Below are 21544 nucleotides of genomic sequence, written 5' to 3' on the forward strand. Positions count from 1 at the left end.
ACAACAAGTGGTGGAGTGGCCGAGTTAACTAAAGTTCCTGCTCTATCGAGCCTCTGTACATAAACAAAGACCAGACGGTTACCCATCTGGTCTTTGTTTATGTACAGAATTCAAGTCCGAAGCGTTTTTTTGGAAACAATCATGTTTAACTGACAGGTTTAATATGGCTATTGATTATCCTTCAAATAGAGCTCTATTAACCCGTTGCCTGATAATGCTTACATGAATCTGGATAGCTCAATCTAGACCGCCACTCCTCGCAAGCTCTCCTTACCTTCACGAGGTGTTTCTTTTGTTTCCTGGACAGCTTTCTATCGGGTATCACACAACCTTTCGTTAATGGACGGCTCGGTACGGTTGGATGATTAATCGTGCCAGCAATCCCATTCCACACAAAGCCACTGGAGTACAATTCTGAATGGTGAGTGATATAGACAGGATCTGACAATAGATGCATTTTTACCGGACATACCAAGTTGCCTGGTATGTTGTCATCCACTCCGTCAATCAGTTGCTGCTTCTCTTCAGCGTGCATACACGCCTCAAAACGCGTCTGATGAGCTTGTCTTTCTCTGACTGTATTTACTGCCTCTTTGATTCTGTTGATTAGCCTTGGAGCAATAAACCACACTCTCTCTAAAATCACTGCCCCCCCGCAAAGTCCGCACCAGGTGATGAACAAATATTTACCAGACGGCTCCAACTCATCCCAGTGCTGATATACATATTGAGCCATTGCCGTTAGGCCCGGTAAAAGCAGTATTCTGTCCGCCACCGCTTCAACAAAGAAATCCTTCACTCCTGTACAGAGAGTACGACAAAAAACATGGACGACTTTGCAGCAATTCAGCTTTCTTCTCTCAACCTTCACTTCCCCATAAGCCAAATCCTGTGCAAATGCCATCGCCTCGGGCGATGATAGCCGTAAACTTTCAGTGGCCTTCTCATTCGCTGGTCGCCAATGCTTAGCGTTAGAACCGTGAAGCCCTTCTTCAAATGGAATATATCCCCAACTTAGCATTCTTTGCCCCGTCGCCTCATTCCCCCGATCAACCATCACGATTCTCCGTATGTCAGAGTTATTCCTGATGAGACAAGCGCGACCGTTACTTTGCTGAGTTAATGAGATTCGGGGTGACTGCAAAGTCAGAAAATATAACCATAAAATAGGCCGATCAGTTTCCTGATCGGCCTATCTCAGTGATGTCCATTTTTCTACAAAGTGAGCAGCGTTAACCCGCAGCGTGAAAAGGTATGGTAGAACCCGGTTGACTCGTTCTGGCTCTCCACTCCTGGCTAGCCTGCTTTATCTCTGCAAGGTGCTGTTTTCGCTTCTTGGATAACCTTCTGAAGGGAATCACAGATTTATTTGTTAACTGTTCATCTGTCATGATGGGATGATTGACTGCTTTAGCAATCCCCGTCCACACAAAACCACTGGAGTACAATTCAGAATGGTGAGTGATATAGACCGGGTCTGACAAGATATGCATTTTACCCGGGCATTCCAGCTCTCTTGGCAGATCGTCATCAACCCCATCAATAAGCTGCTGCTCCTCTTCGGCTTGCAGACACGCCTCCAGCTGTACCTGAGCATTTTGCCTTCCCCTGGCAATATTCACAGCCTCTTTGATTCTATTGATAGCTTTTGAAAGTTTAACGCATACACAGGATAAACAGGATTCCCCGACTACCAACCCAATCACCCCACCATAAATTGTTAGCCCGACTTTTTTTGTTAGCCCGACGTTTGTTAGCTCGGCTTTTCTCTCGCGCCATGTGTCATCCCAATCCCACCAAACCAACGCCCCAAACAATGCAATTGGCCAACCCACCCACGCGACCACAAAGACTCCCCAAGCCATAGGCTTCAATAATTCATTACAAACAGCACGACAAAACACCTGAGCCACCTTATAGTGCCCCAGTTTTTTTGGATCTATATCCCTGTCAGCCAAATCCTGCGCAAAAAACATCGCTTCAAGCGATGACAAACGTAGACCTTCTGTGGCCTGCTCATCCGCTGGCCGCCAGTGCCTGGTAGAATTATGGAGCCCTTCTTCAAATGGAATACATCCCCAACGTGGCACTCTTTGCCTTAACGCCCCATTACCTAGATCAATCATCACGATGCGTCCTGTGTCAGTGTTATTCCTGATAAGACACGTTTGACCGTGGCTTTGCTGAGTTAATGAGATTCGGGGTGACTGCAAAGTCAGAAAATCTAACCATAAAATAAGCCGATAAGTTTTCTTATCGGCTGTAATGCCAAATGAGTCGAGACTTTAATGTTCTGGCTGTAGATTCCCACGCAGAGCAGGGGAACCAGATTTTGCACAGGGTATAACTAATGACGATCCCCAGATTCGATCTGCTGCTCACGCTCCGCAGCAAGGGATTCCTCTATTTGGCGTTGGCTGTTTTTATACTTGTCTACCTTATCCTGAGCGCCTTCAATAACTCCCCAGATCTTTGGAGCACATAGGCTGACACAAATGACGCCAAGGCATACCCCACTCACTCCACCGGCAATACTGGCCGGCAAGCCAGCACCTATAAGATGGTTTGCCATCCCGCGATAACAGGCACGAGCTAGATAGAAAATAAATGGAGCTGCAAATGCCGGACGCAACCAATTTCTCTTTAGCCTGCCTACGGACATTAAGCAGTGAGAGTAGAATATAGATGCTATTTTGAATTTGCTTAACTCTTTTGGCTTCGGCGCAATATCGGCACCCGCCAATTCCTGAGCGAGCCTTATGCCCGATTCTGAGGGCAAACGAAGCCCCGCAGTTTCTTGTACATTGACTCTTCGATAGGTTTGATTCTCAGCAGCACGAGCGCTTTGAGCCGTGCTTTCATCGCTCCCCTTCCCTTCACCATGCCAACGCTCAGGATTCCTTAACGCTTCCATAACAACTTACCTTCATTGTTTATATCCTCGTTTATGGACACAAACAGAGTCGGCAAGTTTTCTGATACAACACCCTCGTTAGAGGGTCGATAAATACCAAACATAAAAAAAGCCGGTAAGTTTCCTTACCGGCTTTTTGCGAAATAACTTCTAAGTCAGAACTTAGAAGCCATCCTGGCTCAGAGCTTCAGACAGCGCTGCTTCTACATCAGAAGCAGAGATAGTCAGAGTCTGTTCAGCGTCACGCTTGCGACGAGACTCGTGGTAGGACAGACCGGTACCAGCCGGGATCAGTCGACCTACAACAACGTTCTCCTTCAGACCACGCAGTGGATCGGACTTGCCGGTTACCGCTGCCTCGGTCAGTACGCGGGTGGTTTCCTGGAAGGAAGCCGCGGAGATGAAGGATTCTGTTGCCAGAGACGCCTTGGTGATACCCAGCAGGATACGCTCGTACTTGGCAGGGAAACGATCAGATGCATTCATCTCGTCGTTCACTTCCAGTACGCGTACGTACTCAACCTGTTCACCACGGATCAGGGTGGAGTCACCGGAATCGGTCACTTCAACCTTACGCAGCATCTGACGCAGGATAGTTTCAATGTGCTTGTCGTTAATCTTAACGCCCTGCAGCAAGTAAACTTCCTGAATCTCTTTAACGATGTAGTTCGCCAGTGCAGTCACACCCAGCAGACGCAGAATGTCGTGCGGGTTGGATGGGCCATCGGAGATAACCTCACCCTTAACAACGTTTTCACCTTCAAACACGTTCAGCTGGCGCCACTTAGGAATCAGCTCTTCGTAAGGATCAGAACCGTCGGTTGGAGTAATCACCAGACGCTTCTTACCCTTGGTTTCCTTACCGAAGGACACCACACCGGAGATTTCCGCCAGGATCGACGCTTCTTTCGGCTTACGGGCTTCAAACAGGTCAGCCACTCGTGGCAGACCACCGGTGATGTCTCGGTTACCGGAAGACTGCTGAGGCATACGGGCGATAACCTGACCGATCTCGATGCTTTCTCCGTCTTTCAGACCAACGATCGCGTTCGCAGGCAGCAGGTACTGAGCCGGGTTGTTGGAACCTGGCAGCAGCAGTTCGTTACCGTTTTCGTCAACCAGTTCAACCGCAGGACGGATGTCCTTACCAGCAGCTGGACGATCCTTAGGATCGATAACCTCGATGCTGGACAGACCGGTGATTTCGTCGGTCTGACGCTTGATGGTGATGCCTTCTTCCATACCGATAAAGCGAACCTTACCAGCGATTTCAGAAACGATTGGGTGAGTGTGTGGATCCCACTTGGCAACCACGGCACCCGCTTCCACCTCGGAACCGTCCTTAACAGACAGAACCGCACCGTATGGCAGCTTGTAACGCTCACGCTCACGACCGAATTCATCAGCCAGAGCCAGCTGACCGGAACGGGATACAGCAACCAGGTTGCCGTCCTTACGCTCAACAGTCTTGATGTTGCTCAGACGGATGGAACCCTTGCTCTTCAGCGTAATGTTGTCCTGAGCAGCGGCACGGGATGCAGCACCACCGATGTGGAACGTACGCATGGTCAGCTGGGTACCCGGCTCACCGATAGACTGAGCAGCGATAACACCAACAGCTTCACCCGGGTTAACCAGGTGACCGCGACCCAGGTCACGACCGTAACACTTGGAACACACACCGTGGCGGGTTTCACAGGAGATAGAAGAACGAACCATCATTTCGTCGACGTTCAGTTCTTCCAGACGCTTAACCCATGCTTCGTCGATCAGGACGCCGGCTTCAACTGCGATCTCGTCAGAACCTGGTACGTAAACAGTCTCGGCCACAACACGACCCAGAATACGTTCACCCAAATCCTGTACAACCTCACCACCTTCGATAACCGGAGTCATCAGCAGGCCGTGGGAAGTGCCACAGTCGTGTTCGGTAACAACCAGATCCTGTGCCACGTCAACGAGACGACGAGTCAGGTAACCGGAGTTAGCGGTCTTCAGTGCGGTATCCGCAAGACCCTTACGAGCACCGTGAGTGGAGTTAAAGTACTGAAGTACGTTCAGACCTTCACGGAAGTTCGCGGTAATTGGCGTCTCGATGATGGAGCCATCTGGCTTGGCCATCAGACCACGCATACCGGCCAGCTGACGAATCTGTGCTGCGGAACCCCGCGCACCGGAGTCGGCCATCATGTAAACGCTGTTGAAGGATTCCTGGTCAACTTCATTGCCGTCACGGTCAATGACCTTGTCCACCTTCAGGTTTTCCATCATCTTCTTGGCCAGTACCTCGTTGGCACGGGACCAGATGTCGATAACCTTGTTGTATTTTTCGCCGGCAGTAACCAGACCCTGGCCAAACTGGCGCTCGATTTCACGCACTTCGTTGTACGCTTCGTCGATGATCTGCTTCTTCTGCGGTGGGATAACGAAGTCGTTAACACCGATAGATGCACCGGAGATCGCAGCGTAGCTGAAACCGGTGTACATCAGTTGGTCAGCGAAGATAACGGTCTCTTTCAGACCTACGTTACGGTAGGCAGAGTTCAACAGACCGGAGATCGCCTTCTTCTTCATGGCCTGGTTGACCATGGTGAAAGGCAGACCTTTAGGAACGATTTCCCACAGCAGTACACGACCAACGGTGGTGTCTGCCAGGAAGGTACGAGGCTCGAGCTCGCCTTCTTCGTTCTTCATCCATTCGGTAACACGAACCTTAACCTTGGCGTGCAGGTCGGCGGCGCCGGTGCGGTAAGCACGCAGAGCTTCGCTGGTATCCTTGAACGCAGCACCTTCGCCCTTGGCGTTGATGCGGTCACGGGTCATGTAGTACAGACCCAGTACAACGTCCTGGGAAGGTACGATAATTGGTTCACCGTTAGCAGGCGCCAGGATGTTGTTGGTGGACATCATCAGGGCACGGGCTTCCAGCTGAGCTTCCAGAGTCAGCGGAACGTGAACAGCCATCTGGTCACCGTCAAAGTCAGCGTTGTACGCCGCACAAACCAGCGGATGCAGCTGGATTGCCTTACCTTCGATCAGGACAGGTTCAAACGCCTGGATACCGAGACGGTGCAGGGTTGGTGCACGGTTCAGCATAACCGGGTGTTCGCGGATCACTTCGTCCAGGATATCCCAAACGACAGCTTCTTCGCGCTCAACCATCTTCTTGGCAGCTTTGATGGTGGTCGCCAGACCACGGGTCTCCAGCTTGCCGAAGATGAACGGCTTGAACAGTTCCAGAGCCATCTTCTTAGGAAGACCACACTGGTGCAGACGCAGGGTAGGACCTACGGTGATTACGGAACGACCGGAGTAGTCAACACGCTTACCCAGCAGGTTCTGACGGAAACGACCCTGCTTACCCTTGATCATATCGGCCAGGGATTTCAGAGGACGCTTGTTGGAACCGGTGATCGCACGACCACGACGACCGTTATCCAGCAGGGCGTCAACAGACTCCTGCAGCATACGCTTTTCGTTACGTACGATGATATCAGGAGCGTTCAGCTCAAGCAGACGCTTCAGACGGTTGTTACGGTTGATCACGCGACGGTACAGATCGTTCAGGTCGGAAGTCGCGAAACGACCGCCATCCAGAGGTACCAGTGGACGCAGATCTGGCGGCAGAACCGGCAGAACGTTCATGATCATCCACTCTGGCTTGTTGCCGGAGTTGTAGAAGGCTTCCAGCAGCTTAACGCGCTTGGTCAGCTTCTTGATCTTGGTTTCGGAGCTGGTAGAAGGAATCTCTTCACGCAGCTGGTCGATCTCTTCCTTCAGGTCGATATCACCCAGCAGCTGCTGAACAGCTTCAGCACCCATGCGCGCGTCGAAGTCATCACCAAACTCTTCCAGAGACTCATAGTACTCTTCGTCGTTCAGCAGCTGACCTTTTTCCAGCGTGGTCATACCCGGATCGATAACAACGTATGATTCAAAGTACAGAACACGTTCGATATCACGCAGGGTCATGTCCAGCAGCAGACCGATACGGGACGGCAGGGACTTCAGGAACCAGATGTGTGCAACCGGTGCGGCCAGCTCGATGTGACCCATGCGCTCACGACGCACTTTGGCCAGAGCAACTTCTACGCCACACTTTTCACAGATAACACCACGGTGCTTGAGGCGCTTGTACTTGCCACACAGACACTCATAGTCTTTTACCGGGCCAAAAATCTTGGCACAGAACAGACCTTCACGCTCAGGCTTGAACGTACGGTAGTTGATTGTTTCCGGCTTTTTAACTTCGCCGTAAGACCAGGACCGGACCATTTCCGGGCTGGCCAGGGAGATGCGAATAGAATCAAATTCTTCCGTCTGTCCCTGGGATTTCAGCAGATTAAGTAAATCTTTCATCGCTTCTCCTCGCAGAAGCCGGCGGGCATTACACCCGCCGAATCATTAACCCTTGGGTTCTGAAATAGGGGCAAGCCCTTATTCAGTCTCCAGCTCAATGTCGATACCCAGAGAGCGGATTTCCTTCACCAGTACGTTGAAGGATTCAGGCATGCCTGGTTCCATCCGCTGGTCGCCATCCACGATGTTCTTGTACATCTTGGTACGGCCGGCCACGTCATCGGACTTCACGGTCAGCATTTCCTGCAGTGTGTAAGCAGCACCGTATGCTTCCAGTGCCCACACTTCCATCTCACCAAATCTCTGGCCACCAAACTGAGCCTTACCGCCCAGAGGCTGCTGGGTTACCAGGGAGTAAGAACCGGTAGAACGCGCGTGCATCTTGTCGTCTACCAGGTGGTTCAGCTTCAGCATGTACATGTAGCCGACAGAAACCGGACGCTCGAAGCGGTCACCGGTACGGCCGTCGTACAGAGATACCTGGCCACTGTCATCCAGGTCTGCCAGACGCAGCAGTTCCTTGATTTCAGCTTCTTTCGCGCCGTCGAATACCGGTGTTGCCATCGGTACACCACCGCGCAGGTTGCGAGCCAGCTCCATGACTTCAGCATCAGAGAACGATGCGATGTCTTCTTTGGTCTGACCAGCGCCAACCACGTTGTAGATCTCTTCCAGGAACTTGCGAATTTTCGCAATTGCCTGTTGGGATTCGATCATTTCGTTGATCTTGTGACCCAGACCGCGTGCCGCAGCACCCAGGTGGATTTCCAGAACCTGACCAACGTTCATACGGGACGGTACACCCAGAGGGTTCAGTACGATATCAACCGGGTTACCGAACTCATCGTGCGGCATGTCTTCGACAGGCATGATGATGGAGATAACACCCTTGTTACCGTGACGACCGGCCATCTTGTCACCTGGCTGGATGCGACGCTTGATTGCCAGGTAAACCTTAACAATCTTGAGGACGCCCGGTGCCATATCGTCACCAGTCTGAAGCTTCTTCTTCTTGTCCTCGAAACGCTCGTCCAGCTGTGCACGCAGCTCTTTCAGCTGGTTGTGCGCAGCTTCCAGCTGAGTGTTCAGCTCTTCTTCGGACATAACCAGCTTGAACCACTGTTCATGTTCCAGAGAGTTCAGGAACTCGCGGGTGATCGCATCGCCTTTCTTCAGGCCAGGACCACGGTCAACCAGTTGACCTTCCAGCGCAGTCGCCAGACGGGCAAAGGTATCGCCTTCCACGATACGGAACTCTTCGTTCAGGTCCTTGCGGATTTCATCCAGCTGGGCCTTCTCGATTTGCTGAGCACGGCTGTCTTTGTCCACGCCATCACGGGTGAACACCTGCACGTCGATAACGGTACCTTTAACGGAAGTAGGCACACGCAGAGAGGTGTCCTTCACGTCAGAGGCTTTTTCACCGAAGATCGCACGCAGCAGTTTTTCTTCCGGAGTCAGCTGGGTTTCGCCCTTCGGCGTTACCTTACCAACCAGAATATCGCCGGCTTCAACTTCTGCACCCACGTAAACGATACCGGCTTCGTCCAGCTTGTTCAGCGCAGACTCACCCACGTTCGGGATATCAGCAGTAATTTCTTCAGGTCCAAGCTTGGTATCACGAGCCACACAGGTCAGTTCCTGAATGTGGATAGTGGTAAAGCGGTCTTCCTGAACCACACGCTCGGAAACAAGCATGGAGTCCTCGAAGTTGTAACCGTTCCAAGGCATGAACGCGATGCGCATGTTCTGACCCAGAGCCAGCTCACCCATATCTACGGATGGACCGTCGGCCAGGATGTCACCACGGGAAACCGAGTCACCAGCTTTTACCAGCGGACGCTGGTTGATGCAGGTGTTCTGGTTAGAACGGGTGTACTTGGTCATGTTGTACAGATCAACACCCGCTTCACCTGGCTGTACCTCATCATCCGCTACACGGATAACGATACGGCTGGCGTCTACGGATTCGATGGTACCGCCACGCTTGGCAACCACACACACACCGGAGTCACGGGCAACGTTGCGCTCCATGCCGGTACCAACCAGCGGCTTGTCAGCACGCAGGGTAGGTACAGCCTGACGCTGCATGTTGGAACCCATCAATGCACGGTTCGCGTCATCGTGTTCCAGGAATGGAATCAGGGACGCAGCAACGGATACAACCTGACGAGGGGAAACGTCCATGTACTGAACATTTTCCGGAGGAGTCAGAGTTACCTCGTTGCGGTGACGAACGTTAACCAGATCTTCGGTCAGTTCGCCTTTATCGTTCATGGTCGCGGAAGCCTGAGCGATTACGAATTCGCCCTCTTCGATCGCGGACAGGTAATCGATATCGTCAGTTACCTTGCCATCAACAACTTTACGGTATGGGGACTCAAGGAAACCGTAGGCGTTGGTACGCGCATAGGTAGCCAGGGAGTTGATCAGACCGATGTTCGGACCTTCAGGGGTCTCGATTGGACATACACGACCGTAATGGGTTGGGTGTACGTCACGAACCTCAAAGCCGGCACGCTCACGGGTCAGACCACCTGGGCCCAACGCGGAAACACGACGCTTGTGAGTAACCTCGGACAGCGGGTTGTTCTGGTCCATAAACTGGGACAGCTGGCTGGAACCGAAGAATTCCTTGATGGCCGCTGCAACAGGCTTGGCGTTGATCAGATCCTGAGGCATCAGGCCTTCTGATTCCGCCATGGACAGACGTTCTTTAACTGCACGCTCAACACGTACCAGACCTACACGGAACTGGTTCTCTGCCATTTCACCGACAGAACGTACGCGACGGTTACCCAGGTGATCGATATCATCGCAAACGCCTTGGCCGTTACGGATGGATACCAGGGTACGCATAACCTGTACGATGTCGTCGTTGTCCAGAATGCCGGAACCGGTGTCGGAATCGCGGCCCAGACGACGGTTGAACTTCATGCGGCCAACAGCGGACAGATCGTAACGCTCGGCGGTGAAGAACAGGTTCTGGAACAACTGCTCGGCAGCTTCCTTGGTTGGCGGCTCACCAGGACGCATCATGCGGTAGATTTCTACCAGTGCTTCCATGGCGTTGGTGGTGCTGTCAGTACGCAGGGTCTGGGAAACATAGTCACCGCAGTCCAGCTCGTTGGTGTAGATCACCTCAACAGACTTAACACCGGCAGCCAGCAGCTTCTCGTAGATTTCCATGGTCAGCTCGGTATTACACTCAACCAGGATTTCGCCGGTTGCAGAGTGAATAACAGGCTTGGCCAGCACTTTGCCCAGAATGTATTCAGGCGGTGCTTCCAGAGTGCTGATGTTGGCTTTTTCAAGCTGACGGATGTGACGCGCAGTCACACGACGTCCCTGCTCTACAATAACGTTGCCGTCGGCATCGTGGATATCGAAGCTCGCAGCTTCACCACGCAGACGCTCAGGAACCAGATCGAAGGTGATTCCGTTGCTGCCGATCTTGTATTCGTTACTGTCGAAGAACAGGTTCAGAATTTCTTCACTGCTGTAGCCCAGAGCACGCAGCAGAATAGTTGCAGGCAACTTACGACGACGGTCGATACGAACAAAGAGCTGATCCTTAGGATCGAACTCGAAGTCCAGCCAGGAACCACGGTAAGGAATAATACGCGCGGAGTACAACAGCTTACCGGAAGAGTGAGTCTTACCACGGTCGTGGTCAAAGAACACACCAGGAGAACGGTGCAGCTGGGATACGATAACCCGCTCGGTACCATTCACTACGAAAGTACCGTTGTCAGTCATGAGCGGAATTTCGCCCATGTAGACTTCCTGTTCCTTGATGTCTTTGATTGCCTTGTTGGCGCTGTCCTTATCATAAATGATTAGACGGACTTTAACGCGCAGAGGTACGGCGTAGGTTACACCACGCAGTTGACACTCTTTAACGTCAAACGCCGGATTACCCAGACGGTATCCGACATATTCCAGCGCAGCATTGCCGGAATAGCTGACAATCGGAAATACGGACTTGAAAGCCGCGTGCAATCCGATATCGTTACGCCCCTCCGGATTCGTATCGGTCTGCAGAAGCTTCCGATAAGAATCCAGCTGGATTGCCAGCAAATAGGGCACATCCATGACTTGCGGCAATTTGCCGAAATCCTTACGGATACGTTTTTTCTCTGTGTACGAGTAAGCCATCAGCGTTCCCCAGCTAGGTCACCTGCGGATCTGTCGTGCAAGCCTGCATAGGCCACGACCTTTGTCTTGAGGGCGGGTAGCCTCTCTTTTCCTTTTTCATAAGCCAGCCCGGAGTTTCCCCCTACTGCTTACGACCGGTGCTCCGGTTAACTTGGTTTGTCCGGCTATTATGCTTTGTAAGCCAGAGCCTACAGAAAGACATCAATGCGGAAATTTTTAGGCTTTTTAACGCAGAAAAAGACCTCTGCCCCACGGTAACCCCGTTGAACATGAAGTCATCAAATTCTGTTTAAACTCACTCGCAATAAATGCCGCAAGCCGAGTGCCTACCCCCGCAAACCCACCTTCCTGTGGATCATAAACCGCCAAACCAAGTTGACCAGAGCACATTTGCTTTCAAACTAGACTGCCTGGACAGACCAGTCACCTTCGCGAACGAAGGATTTTTCCCGTTACACGGCATCGCGCGTACCGCTTCTTGCATCAAAGCCTGTCAAACGGGGATAACCCCACATTTTAACAAGACTGAGAAGAAGTGCATCTGTTTTCAGAAAAATCTTATCCCGAAAACCAGCACTTGCAAATAAGTGAACCGCCATGAGCATATACCTGCTCGCTTCGTTTCACATAACAGCCAACGGTGCTTTTACGAAAAATAGCTACGGCAAACAACTTTTTCACCGTAAATATTACCAAACCGCAGAACGGAAAAAGGCCGGTGCCCGTAGGCACCAGCCATTCGACTCATTTTAACGAAATACGCTCAATGAGCCGTTAGTGCGTTGCGCAGAAATTACTTGATTTCTACAGCTGCGCCAGCTTCTTCCAGCTCTTTCTTCAGAGCTTCAGCGTCCGCCTTAGCGATGCCTTCTTTAACGGTAGCAGGAGCGCCGTCTACCATTGCCTTGGCTTCTTTCAGGCCCAGACCGGTAGCTGCACGAACAACCTTGATAACGTTAACTTTCTTGTCGCCACCGGAAGTCAGAACTACGTCGAACTCAGTCTGTTCTTCAGCAGCAGCACCAGCTTCAGCAGGAGCAGCAGCAACAGCAACAGCTGCAGCAGCGGAAACGCCGAACTTCTCTTCCATTGCTTCAACCAGAGCAACAACGTCCATTACGCTCATTTCAGCGATAGCGTTCAGGATATCTTCTTTAGTCAGAGACATTTTCTTCTCCAAAAATCTTTCAGGGTAAAACCTGTGCTCTCAAATGAGAGCGAAAAAAGTTAGTAACGAGCAAGAGACCAACAAAAATCTGTAAGAACAGAATTAAGCGGCGTTCTTCTTCTCGTCTGCAACAGCTGCAATTACACGAGTGATCTTTGCTGGTACTTCGTTCAAAGTACGTGCCAGCTTGGTCACAGGTGCGATCATTACGCTCATCAGCATCGCACGCGCCTGATCCAGGGTCGGCATCTTAGCCAGTACGTCAATCTGCTCGGCTCCGAGCAGTTTGCCGCCTACGGCCAGTGCCTTCACTTCCAGGGCGTTATTTTCCTTGGCGAAATCCTTGATGACACGGGCAGCAGCGCCTGGGTCAACCTGGGAGAATGCCAGGATAGTAGGTCCTACCAGCGCTTCTTGCAGGCACTCGAATTCAGTACCTTCAACAGCGCGACGGGCCAGAGTGTTACGAACGACCTTCAGATAAACACCGTTTTTGCGAGCTTCGCTACGCAGTGCAGTCATCTGGTCAACAGTCAGGCCGCGGTAGTCCGCGATTACAGCCGACAGAGCGCTTTGTGCAGCCTCATTGACACCAGCGACAATCGCTTTTTTGTCTTCGAGACCTAACGCCATGGGGCTTTACTCCAGTTTGGTAAAGTGCTTTCACTCACTGAGGGGCACATTGCTTACAAAGAATGGCACAAAGCTCAGTGACACTTAATACGGTGAAGGGCCAATTGTTCACACAATCGATTCACCGTCTACGCAGGAAATTAAGTTTTCAATCTCTACAACATCGGAACTAACCGAAAAGAGCTGTCTACACCTGCGATCTTTGACAGTCCTCGAATGAGAGGACCCCAAAGATGGTTTGCAATTGCGAAGATAGATCGTTAAACCCACTTCGCAATCACGAAATCGTCTATCGATTCCTACTCTTAGATGTCCAGAGTAGAAGCGTCGATAGTCAGACCAGGACCCATGGTAGAAGACAGAGAAATCTTCTTCAGGTACTGACCTTTAGCAGAAGAAGGCTTCAGCTTCTTCAGCTCAGCAATCAGAGCTTCAACGTTGGTCTTCAGAGAAGCCGCGTCGAAGTCTACCTTGCCTACTGCAGCGTGAATGATACCGTTCTTGTCAGTACGGAAACGTACCTGACCAGACTTGGCATTCTTAACAGCTTCAGCAACGTTAGGAGTCACAGTGCCAACCTTAGGGTTAGGCATCAGACCACGTGGACCCAGGATCTGGCCCAGCATACCAACTACGCGCATCGCATCTGGAGAAGCGATAACTACGTCGAAGTCCATCTGACCAGCTTTAACCTGTTCAGCCAGATCTTCCATACCTACGATGTCAGCACCAGCAGCTTTTGCGGCTTCAGCGTTTGCGCCCTGAGTAAATACAGCTACGCGAACGTCTTTGCCAGTACCGGCAGGCATGATGGCGGAGCCACGAACAACCTGGTCGGATTTACGTGGGTCAACACCCAGGTTTACAGCCACTTCTACAGACTCTTTGAACTTCACGGTGGACAGTTCAGCCAGCAGCTTGGCAGCTTCTTCAAAAGAGTAAGCCTTAGTAGCTTCTACTTTCTCTTTGATCAGCTTGGCGCGCTTAGTCAGTTTTGCCATCTTACACACCCTCCACGTTCAGACCCATGGACCGGGCAGAACCGGCGATGGTGCGGATAGCAGCTTCTTCGTCAGCAGCAGTCAGATCAGGTTCTTTGATCTTGGCAACTTCCAGCAGCTGTTCACGAGTAACGGTACCAACCTTCTCAGTGTTTGGACGGCTGGAGCCCTTAGGCAGCTTGCACACTTTCTTCAGCAGAACAGACGCCGGAGGAGTCTTGGTGATGAAGGTGAAGCTACGGTCACTGTAAACAGTGATGATAACTGGAATTGGCATGCCAGGTTCCATGCTCTGAGTAGCAGCATTGAACGCTTTGCAGAATTCCATGATGTTCACACCGTGCTGACCCAGTGCTGGACCAACAGGCGGAGAAGGGTTTGCTTTACCAGCTGCAACCTGCAGCTTGATGTAAGCCTGGACTTTCTTAGCCATGATATACCTCGTAGAGGGTTCAAACGCCTTAACAAAGACTTACGCCTTAGCCTTGGCTCCCCAACCGGAGAGTGAACCCCGGATGTTGAAAACCCCGCTGATGCATAGTTGTTTAAACTGTACAAAAGGCGGGGCTTAAAATTCCATCTTCAGCCCGACTTAACGTCGAGAGATCAGCCTTTCTCTACCTGAGAGAACTCCAGCTCCACCGGAGTAGACCGACCAAAGATCATTACTGCCACCTGAAGGCGGCTCTTTTCGTAATTAACCTCTTCCACGACTCCGTTAAAGTCTGCGAAAGGACCGTCAATTACGCGAACCATTTCACCTGGCTCGAACAACGTCTTCGGACGCGGCTTCTCGCCACCTTCCTGAACACGCTGCAGAATAATATCGGCTTCTTTTTGGGTGATCGGCTGAGGCTTGTCAGCAGTACCACCAATAAAACCAAGAACGCGAGGGGTGTCTTTGATCAAATGCCAGGAATCTTCTTCCATATCCATTTGAACCAGAACATAACCCGGGAAGAACTTGCGCTCACTACGACGCTTCTGCCCGTTCTTGATTTCTACAACTTCTTCTGTAGGAACCAGAATCTCGCCAAACTTATCTTCCATGCCATACAGCTTCACCCGCTCTTTCAAAGAGCGCATCACCTGCTTCTCATATCCGGAATAGGCGTGGACGACGTACCAACGTTTAGCCATCTTCTGTCCTTATCTAATCAAGCTGCTAACGATCCAGCCTAGCAGACTATCCAGTCCCCATAAAACCAGGCTCATGAGCAGCACTACAAGCACTACAATAACTGTGGTTTGCACAGTTTCCTGGCGCGTTGGCCATACGACCTTGCGAACCTCAGCCTTGGCATCACGGAGCAAACCCCAGAATGCCTGACCTTTCTCAGTCTGCAGAGCAACAAAGATTGCAACCGCAGCGAGCGCCACCAGAGCAATTGCCCGGTAGAGAATAGACTCACCAGCGAAATAGGAATTCCCGTATGCACCACCGGCAACGAGAATCGCCACTACCAGCCACTTAAGGCCGTCCAGGCGACTGACGTTTTCCACGTCCGTTTTACCACTCATCCAGATTTTCTCGCAGATCAGGAATTCGTCCGGGAAGGAGTCTGGCAGGCCAGGAGGGAATCGAACCCCCAACCCCCGGTTTTGGAGACCGGTGCTCTACCAATTGAGCTACTAGCCTACTGCCTTGAAGCCTAACAGCTTTATTTCCCACAGGAATTGCTTAGCCTCGGGTCGCGTACTATACATGATCCCAAAGCAAATTCAAACGGGAACGCTATCACCCCTTACTGTGTTTTACCGCACCACCAACGATCAGAAGTTACGGCTTTTTCTTTGTACGCTATTTCTATCCCAGCACCTGCCAAGTTACAAGTACGGAAACAAAAAATCACATACAGAAAAGGGGTAGACAACTGTCTACCCCTTTAAATATGGAGCTCTTAACCGGAATTGAACCGGTGACCTCATCCTTACCAAGGATGCGCTCTACCATCTGAGCTATAAGAGCCTCTTATTCAGAGAATATGGAGCGGGTAGCGGGAATCGAACCCGCATCATCAGCTTGGAAGGCTGAGGTTCTACCATTGAACTATACCCGCATCACAACCCTATGAGCTGAATTACGAGCTAGCTCATCCTGGGCTACCCTCAAGGCCGATAACTCAAGCCTTTAGAATCTGGTGGTGGGGGCTGGATTCGAACCAGCGAAGCTTTCGCGTCAGATTTACAGTCTGATCCCTTTGGCCGCTCGGGAACCCCACCTGATTTGCGCCGCTATTTTATCTCGAAGCATTTCGTTGTCAAGCTAAGTTTTTTTAGCTTTTCAAACGTTTAGACGATTTCGTTATGACTCTTAGCGAGCCATCGAACAAGTCATCTGTCGTTTGCGACACCTGCCTCTTCAGCGCGAGGCGTATACTATTGAAACTCCCCCGGCCTTGCAACAGTGGTGTCACACAAATTATCCACCTTTTCGGCAAACCCGTACCGAGAATGGATTCCTTCCCACAACTCTTTACTCAACAGCTCACGATCTTCTCGGCGAACTTCTATCCAGTATTCACTCTGGAAGCGCTCAACTTCCTTGAGTTCCGCTTCATAGCCTGCAGCCAAACGCTGCTTCAGCAGCTTGTCCGCATGGGCGCGCTGGGTGAACAACCCCAGAGATATACCATTTGCCAGCTCACCTTCTGTAATAATGAAGCTATCAATCTTGCTCGCCTGGAGTGAGCGCAACTTCCGCAGAGCCATATCACGGCTTGGCAAAGGTGGAATAAAAACCCAATAGTCTGGTGCGGTTGGCACCTTCACTTCTTTTATTTCACTACCAATAGATGCCGACATCAGCCTTTGCTGAACCTGCCCGGCAGTCTCCTGAGCCTGAAATGCGCCAATCTGAGTACATAACTGTGCACGACGAACAGGCACCTCGGTTACGCCAGGCTGCGGATTTGTAGCACGCACAGCATTACCACGTGCAATCGCTTCATCCAGCAGCTGAATCCTTTCACCAGATGTCGCGACCGGCTCCTTTTCAGGTTTTACATCCGCATCAACAGGACCAAACCAGCCGTGGTAAACGAAGTAACCGATGTTAGCGGCAACAAGGAGCGCCAGAATCCATCGCATGACCATTTTTGTTATTCCTCACGCTCCGCATTTTTTAATGCGACGCTTAACCCCTCAAATACAAGTTCAGGTTCTAACTGAACCGGTATAGCCATATTCCCTGCTAACAGCTGCCCATCACCGCCACAAAGGATGACCTTGATGTTCTGACCAAAACGCTCCGCTTCACGCTCGACCAATGAAACAGCCATGGTAAGGGCACCATTCTGAACAGCCTGAATGCTGGCAAACGTCAGACCTCGCTCCAATACAGGCTCAGGTGGCATTACTAAAAGATCTGCTGAATCCGCCATAGCTTTCAGCATGGTCTTTAAACCCGGGCAGATCAGCCCACCCTGAAACACTCCCGCACCATTAACCACATCAAGGGTCAGAGCGGTTCCGCTATCCACGACCATAACAGGCTGATCGGGATAGAGCTTTCGAGCCCCCAACATAGCCAGCCAGCGATCCATCCCCAATCGGGCCGGATCAACCTCATTGACGAACAGACCTCCCACACCATTTTCAGGTTTAGGAATCTGCACACTCACAGAAAACCTTTTTTGTATTGCCAGAGAGAGTGCCGCAATCACTTCAGCGCCGCGTACCGATGCCAGCCAGCACTCTTCTGTAGACTCAACTTCGCCTGCTATTGCTTCAACCATATCCTCAGGACTGGTGTTATTAACCACACCACGAGCAATAACGTCTCCCTGTTTGGTAACGCGCCACTTCAAACGCGTATTGCCGGCATCTATCTCAAGAATGCTCATAATTTCCTCAGAGATATCTCACCACCCGAATATGCCGTGACACCCGCCTCATTCCTGATAAGAACGGCTCCGCTTTCACTAATACCTGCCGCCTGCCCGGTAATGGTGGTATTGCCGGCATGTAGTACGACAGGGCTGCCGGCAAAAGCATCATAATCCTGCCATGCTCTTTGAAACGGCGTAAAACCATGCTGACCAAATGTTTCCAGCATCATCACCAGGTTTTCTGTTAACCGTCCTGCCAGCTTGTTTTTACTGACCGGATGTCCAAGCAGCGCGTGTACATCCGTTACAGGCTGATCAATTTTATTTTTTAGATCAAGACTGAGCGACAGATTGATACCAATACCAATAACGACTTCACAGCTTCCGGTCGGATCGCCACTGATTTCCAACAACACTCCCGCCAGTTTTTTCCCATTGGCCAGAATGTCATTCGGCCACTTCAAACCTAGTGGACTGACACCTAAGGATTCCAGGGTTTTTACCACCGTAAGACCGACAGCCAGGCTCAAACCATCCAGAGAGGTAAGCCCACCATCAATGCGCCACAGCATGGAGTAATAGAGAGAAGCACCTAAAGGACTCTGCCAGACTCTGCCTCTACGACCACGCCCCTGACTCTGATACTCGGCAATAGCAACACGCCAGCGGCTATCATCGATTATGTTCCGAACATCATCATTGGTCGAAGCCGTAATCATTTTCAGGTCGAGAGCCAGCTGTGCCGCAGTCTCGCCCTGCAACTCTTTATATATACTCTCGCGATTAAGCAGCTCAATACCTGACGGAAGTCGGTACCCTTTCCCTCTAACGGCATCCAGCTCCAAACCATAGTCTGAGAGTGTTTTCAGCTTTTTCCATACTGCCGCACGGCTGATTGCCATCGCAGCGCCAAGCTCTTCACCAGAGTGGAAACGTCCGTCTCCCAGCAATCGAATTAGATTTTCCATACAGCGGCATCTACACCTGTCGAGTGACTGATAATATAGTGTCGATAACAGAGAAGACAGCGATGGCCGTAATTTGCCGTTTCAGGTCACCTATCGCGAAAACACTGGCCTTAAGACTTTATTCTCAGAAATCAAAGCTTGGGGCGTGTCTTCTATGGAGCCTACTTTACTGCAACCTTGTCTTTGGGGGGCAAGTTATGTCAGAAGACACGTTTGAATCAGTTCTCTTATTTTGGTTTGGCGAACAAAAAGACGGCTATCCCATCGAACCACGTGGCAAACTTTGGTTCGGTGGTGGTAATGATATTGATGAGACGATACATACGTCTTTCGGCAACCTGGTTGAAAAAGCTCTGAACAAGGAACTTATTGACTGGGAATCTACCTCCCCGCAAAGCCTGCTTGCTCTCATCATCCTTACTGATCAGTTCACCCGCAGTATATATAGAAAGACACCCGCCGCTTTCTCCGGTGATGATTATGCTTTGGCACTTTCTCATAAGTGCATCGAGAACGAGTGGGATAAACAACTGAGCTTCTCGGAGCGCCAGTTTGCCTATATGCCTCTTATGCACTCCGAACAAATCGAAGACCAGGAACTATGCATTCAAGTCTTTACACAATTACAGAATGACGTTCCCGCAGATAAGAAAGAAGATGCCGGAGGTTCTGTCTGGTACGCCAAAGATCATCGCGATGTTATTGCCCGCTTTGGGCGCTTCCCCCATAGGAATTCCGTCCTGGGTCGAGAAAGCACTCTCGAAGAACAGTCGTATCTTGATGACGGGGCAAAAACTTATGGTCAGTAATTTTTGCAGGTAATCCTTGGCGTATAATCAGGCCATATTAAATGATCCGGATTATTTATATGTCCACCTGCCATAAAATTACCGAGCTTTTTGAATTGCTGGGACCGGAATGGAACAAAGATGGTCATCTCAACCTTGTCGACTTCCTTCAGGTACTGGCCGACGAAGCCGGACATAAAGGCGATCTCTCAACCTTAACGGATGACATCCTGATTTATCACCTCAAGATGCGTGGCAAAGATAAGGATGCAATGATTCCCGGAATTGCCAAGGATTGCGTAGACGATTTTAAAACCGCCCTATTGAAAGCACGAGGCATCAATCTCTGACTAGGGTCTGTTGACCCTAGCGCCTCACCTTCAATAAGGTGAGGCTTTTTTTAATCCATTCAGCGTTAACTGATTACCAGGCCACAGAAGAACCATCAAAGACTCGGAAGCAGCCAGAGTCTGCCAGTGTAAGCTCACCGATGACCTTTCTCAGACCTTGAACACTCTCTTCAACGGTGAAGAGTGCATTTTCACCGCCCATATCTGTCTGCACCCAACCAGGATGGAGAGCGACTGTCTTTACACCCTGCTCCGCCAGATTCTTCGCAGCACTCACAAGAATCTGGTTCAGGGCAGCCTTGGAGGCACGGTAGCTGTACATACCACCTGAGCTGTTATCGTCAATGCTTGCTACGCGGGTTGAGATACCGGCAATAACTTTGTGTTCACTTGCAGCCACATTGTCTTGCAGCGCCTGTATCAACAGTGCAGGAGCAACTGTATTTACTGTGAGGACTTCCAACCAGCCAGCCTGTGTCATTTCTCCAAGATTGGCACACTTTTCACCCAAAACACCGGCATTAAGGATAAGGTGATCAATCGCACGTCCCTGCAGGCGCTCAGCCAAAGCATTGATTTCATGCTCGCTAGCAACATCCAGCCTTTCGAGTTCAACAGCACTGTATTGCTCAGCTAGCCCTGCAAGACTCTCAGCCTGCTCAGGTGAACGACAACAGGCGATTACCTGCCAGCCGCTCTCAGCGTACTGACGGACGAACTCAAGACCAAGACCACGATTAGCACCGGTGATAAGCACTGTAGACATGGAGAAACCTTTTGGAGGAAAACAGCACATAGCAAAAAGCCCGAACACTAAGTGTTCGGGCTTTTCTTATTTAAAGCTTGACGGTGACCTACTCTCACATGGGGAGACCCCACACTACCATCGGCGATGCCTCGTTTCACTGCTGAGTTCGGGATGGAATCAGGTGGTTCCAAAGCTCTTTTGCCGTCAAGCAAAACTGTTTGAGTAATAAGTAATCGGCTTATTACTCGAATTTGGTGCCTGGCGATGACCTACTCTCACATGGGGAGGCCCCACACTACCATCGGCGATGCTTCGTTTCACTGCTGAGTTCGGGATGGAGTCAGGTGGTTCCAAAGCTCTTTGGTCGCCAGGCGAAAACGGTGATTGCTGTCTTGTGGACAACAATCTATGAAATCTGTCTGCTAGTTGCTGACACTTAGTATGTGTCGATCGTTCATCGCGTTACTTGCTTCACTGTCTCTTGTCTTTTAACAAGAGCAAGATCGCTTTGGCGTTATATGGTCAAGCCGCACGAGTCATTAGTACTGGTTAGCTCAACGCCTCACAACGCTTACACACCCAGCCTATCAACGTCCTGGTCTTGAACGGCTCTTCAGGGGATCAAGT

17 protein-coding genes, 4 tRNA genes and 3 rRNA genes are annotated in these 21544 nt (G+C 50.8%); 2 read left to right on the top strand and 22 right to left on the bottom strand.

The features are described from left to right. Positions 1-196: 196 nt before the first annotated feature. The 18 genes from EHSB41UT_RS17675 to birA all read right to left on the bottom strand — a co-directional run bounded on the left by EHSB41UT_RS17675 (position 197) and on the right by birA (position 19031). Positions 197-1057, bottom strand: a complete 861-nt coding sequence (locus tag EHSB41UT_RS17675) for a hypothetical protein (protein WP_087112175.1) — start codon at positions 1055-1057, stop codon at positions 197-199. Positions 1058-1232: 175 nt separating this feature from the next. Then, positions 1233-2126: a hypothetical protein gene (locus tag EHSB41UT_RS17680; RefSeq protein ID WP_087112176.1), complete on the bottom strand. Its 894-nt coding sequence runs from the start codon at positions 2124-2126 to the stop codon at positions 1233-1235. 221 nt (positions 2127-2347) lie between these two features. Continuing rightward, a complete protein-coding gene (locus tag EHSB41UT_RS17685; RefSeq protein ID WP_087112177.1) occupies positions 2348-2914 on the bottom strand; it encodes a hypothetical protein in 567 nt (188 codons plus the stop codon). Between the two features lie 162 nt (positions 2915-3076). Then, entirely contained in the window at positions 3077-7273 is a 4197-nt protein-coding gene (rpoC, locus tag EHSB41UT_RS17690) for a DNA-directed RNA polymerase subunit beta' (protein WP_087112178.1), read from the bottom strand. A gap of 78 nt (positions 7274-7351) precedes the next feature. After that, a complete protein-coding gene (gene rpoB / locus EHSB41UT_RS17695; RefSeq protein WP_087112179.1) occupies positions 7352-11431 on the bottom strand; it encodes a DNA-directed RNA polymerase subunit beta in 4080 nt (1359 codons plus the stop codon). 793 nt (positions 11432-12224) lie between these two features. Then, positions 12225-12599 carry a 50S ribosomal protein L7/L12 gene (gene rplL / locus EHSB41UT_RS17700; RefSeq protein WP_087112180.1) on the bottom strand — a complete coding sequence of 125 codons (375 nt, stop codon included), beginning with the start codon at positions 12597-12599 and terminating at the stop codon, positions 12225-12227. A gap of 102 nt (positions 12600-12701) precedes the next feature. Then, positions 12702-13232, bottom strand: a complete 531-nt coding sequence (gene rplJ / locus EHSB41UT_RS17705) for a 50S ribosomal protein L10 (RefSeq protein WP_087112181.1) — start codon at positions 13230-13232, stop codon at positions 12702-12704. Positions 13233-13537: 305 nt separating this feature from the next. Beyond that, on the bottom strand, positions 13538-14233 hold the full coding sequence (gene rplA, locus EHSB41UT_RS17710) for a 50S ribosomal protein L1 (RefSeq protein ID WP_087112182.1): 696 nt from the start codon (positions 14231-14233) through the stop codon (positions 13538-13540). 1 nt (position 14234) lies between these two features. Further along, positions 14235-14666, bottom strand: a complete 432-nt coding sequence (gene rplK, locus EHSB41UT_RS17715; RefSeq protein ID WP_087112183.1) for a 50S ribosomal protein L11 — start codon at positions 14664-14666, stop codon at positions 14235-14237. 173 nt (positions 14667-14839) lie between these two features. Further along, complete coding sequence (nusG, locus tag EHSB41UT_RS17720) at positions 14840-15373, bottom strand: transcription termination/antitermination protein NusG (RefSeq protein WP_087112184.1); 534 nt, start codon at positions 15371-15373, stop codon at positions 14840-14842. A gap of 9 nt (positions 15374-15382) precedes the next feature. Further along, the gene (secE, locus tag EHSB41UT_RS17725; RefSeq protein ID WP_087112185.1) at positions 15383-15754 is read right to left on the bottom strand and encodes a preprotein translocase subunit SecE; all 372 of its coding nucleotides are present in this window, start codon (positions 15752-15754) and stop codon (positions 15383-15385) included. A 42-nt stretch (positions 15755-15796) separates the two neighbouring features. Further along, positions 15797-15872: transfer RNA gene (locus EHSB41UT_RS17730), tRNA-Trp, on the bottom strand. 254 nt (positions 15873-16126) lie between these two features. Continuing rightward, a tRNA-Thr gene (locus tag EHSB41UT_RS17735) sits at positions 16127-16202 on the bottom strand. 17 nt (positions 16203-16219) lie between these two features. Continuing rightward, a tRNA-Gly gene (locus tag EHSB41UT_RS17740) sits at positions 16220-16293 on the bottom strand. Between the two features lie 79 nt (positions 16294-16372). After that, positions 16373-16456: transfer RNA gene (locus EHSB41UT_RS17745), tRNA-Tyr, on the bottom strand. A gap of 156 nt (positions 16457-16612) precedes the next feature. Next, complete coding sequence (locus EHSB41UT_RS17750) at positions 16613-17329, bottom strand: SPOR domain-containing protein (RefSeq protein WP_087112186.1); 717 nt, start codon at positions 17327-17329, stop codon at positions 16613-16615. A gap of 5 nt (positions 17330-17334) precedes the next feature. Continuing rightward, the gene (locus tag EHSB41UT_RS17755) at positions 17335-18078 is read right to left on the bottom strand and encodes a type III pantothenate kinase (protein WP_087112187.1); all 744 of its coding nucleotides are present in this window, start codon (positions 18076-18078) and stop codon (positions 17335-17337) included. After that, positions 18075-19031 (bottom strand): bifunctional biotin--[acetyl-CoA-carboxylase] ligase/biotin operon repressor BirA, encoded by a 957-nt coding sequence (gene birA, locus EHSB41UT_RS17760; RefSeq protein ID WP_087112188.1) that lies wholly within the window; start codon positions 19029-19031, stop codon positions 18075-18077. Before birA ends, EHSB41UT_RS17755 begins: the two co-directional genes overlap by 4 nt. A gap of 197 nt (positions 19032-19228) precedes the next feature. Between birA and EHSB41UT_RS17765 the strand changes: the two genes are divergently transcribed. Together EHSB41UT_RS17765 and EHSB41UT_RS17770 are read left to right on the top strand one after the other, a co-directional pair. Further along, positions 19229-19840: a DUF924 family protein gene (locus EHSB41UT_RS17765; RefSeq protein WP_165767312.1), complete on the top strand. Its 612-nt coding sequence runs from the start codon at positions 19229-19231 to the stop codon at positions 19838-19840. A 59-nt stretch (positions 19841-19899) separates the two neighbouring features. Further along, positions 19900-20169 carry a YihD family protein gene (locus EHSB41UT_RS17770; RefSeq protein ID WP_087112210.1) on the top strand — a complete coding sequence of 90 codons (270 nt, stop codon included), beginning with the start codon at positions 19900-19902 and terminating at the stop codon, positions 20167-20169. 73 nt (positions 20170-20242) lie between these two features. Here the strand turns inward: EHSB41UT_RS17770 and EHSB41UT_RS17775 are convergent, their stop codons facing one another. The 4 genes from EHSB41UT_RS17775 to EHSB41UT_RS17790 all read right to left on the bottom strand — a co-directional run. Continuing rightward, positions 20243-20935: an SDR family oxidoreductase gene (locus tag EHSB41UT_RS17775; RefSeq protein ID WP_087112190.1), complete on the bottom strand. Its 693-nt coding sequence runs from the start codon at positions 20933-20935 to the stop codon at positions 20243-20245. A 75-nt stretch (positions 20936-21010) separates the two neighbouring features. Continuing rightward, positions 21011-21126 (bottom strand): 5S ribosomal RNA (gene rrf / locus EHSB41UT_RS17780). Positions 21127-21173: 47 nt separating this feature from the next. Further along, positions 21174-21289, bottom strand: a 5S ribosomal RNA gene (rrf, locus tag EHSB41UT_RS17785). A 146-nt stretch (positions 21290-21435) separates the two neighbouring features. Then, positions 21436-21544: ribosomal RNA gene (locus EHSB41UT_RS17790) — 23S ribosomal RNA — on the bottom strand; the annotation flags it as partial.

Origin of the sequence: Parendozoicomonas haliclonae, from assembly GCF_900174585.1 — a bacterium.
In the GTDB taxonomy this organism is placed as follows: domain Bacteria; phylum Pseudomonadota; class Gammaproteobacteria; order Pseudomonadales; family Endozoicomonadaceae; genus Sansalvadorimonas; species Sansalvadorimonas haliclonae.

Coding starts and splice junctions, on each gene's coding strand:
- rplA (WP_087112182.1), bottom strand. CDS start 14,233: ATGGCAAAACTGACTAAGCGCGCCAAGCTGATCAAAGAGAAAGTAGAA.
- rpoC (WP_087112178.1), bottom strand. CDS start 7,273: ATGAAAGATTTACTTAATCTGCTGAAATCCCAGGGACAGACGGAAGAA.
- rplL (WP_087112180.1), bottom strand. CDS start 12,599: ATGTCTCTGACTAAAGAAGATATCCTGAACGCTATCGCTGAAATGAGC.
- rplJ (WP_087112181.1), bottom strand. CDS start 13,232: ATGGCGTTAGGTCTCGAAGACAAAAAAGCGATTGTCGCTGGTGTCAAT.
- EHSB41UT_RS17675 (WP_087112175.1), bottom strand. CDS start 1,057: ATGGTTGATCGGGGGAATGAGGCGACGGGGCAAAGAATGCTAAGTTGG.
- rpoB (WP_087112179.1), bottom strand. CDS start 11,431: ATGGCTTACTCGTACACAGAGAAAAAACGTATCCGTAAGGATTTCGGC.
- EHSB41UT_RS17775 (WP_087112190.1), bottom strand. CDS start 20,935: ATGTCTACAGTGCTTATCACCGGTGCTAATCGTGGTCTTGGTCTTGAG.
- EHSB41UT_RS17685 (WP_087112177.1), bottom strand. CDS start 2,914: ATGGAAGCGTTAAGGAATCCTGAGCGTTGGCATGGTGAAGGGAAGGGG.
- EHSB41UT_RS17750 (WP_087112186.1), bottom strand. CDS start 17,329: ATGGTCATGCGATGGATTCTGGCGCTCCTTGTTGCCGCTAACATCGGT.
- EHSB41UT_RS17680 (WP_087112176.1), bottom strand. CDS start 2,126: ATGATTGATCTAGGTAATGGGGCGTTAAGGCAAAGAGTGCCACGTTGG.
- birA (WP_087112188.1), bottom strand. CDS start 19,031: ATGGAAAATCTAATTCGATTGCTGGGAGACGGACGTTTCCACTCTGGT.
- EHSB41UT_RS17755 (WP_087112187.1), bottom strand. CDS start 18,078: ATGAGCATTCTTGAGATAGATGCCGGCAATACGCGTTTGAAGTGGCGC.
- nusG (WP_087112184.1), bottom strand. CDS start 15,373: ATGGCTAAACGTTGGTACGTCGTCCACGCCTATTCCGGATATGAGAAG.
- rplK (WP_087112183.1), bottom strand. CDS start 14,666: ATGGCTAAGAAAGTCCAGGCTTACATCAAGCTGCAGGTTGCAGCTGGT.
- secE (WP_087112185.1), bottom strand. CDS start 15,754: ATGAGTGGTAAAACGGACGTGGAAAACGTCAGTCGCCTGGACGGCCTT.
- EHSB41UT_RS17765 (WP_165767312.1), top strand. CDS start 19,229: ATGTCAGAAGACACGTTTGAATCAGTTCTCTTATTTTGGTTTGGCGAA.
- EHSB41UT_RS17770 (WP_087112210.1), top strand. CDS start 19,900: ATGTCCACCTGCCATAAAATTACCGAGCTTTTTGAATTGCTGGGACCG.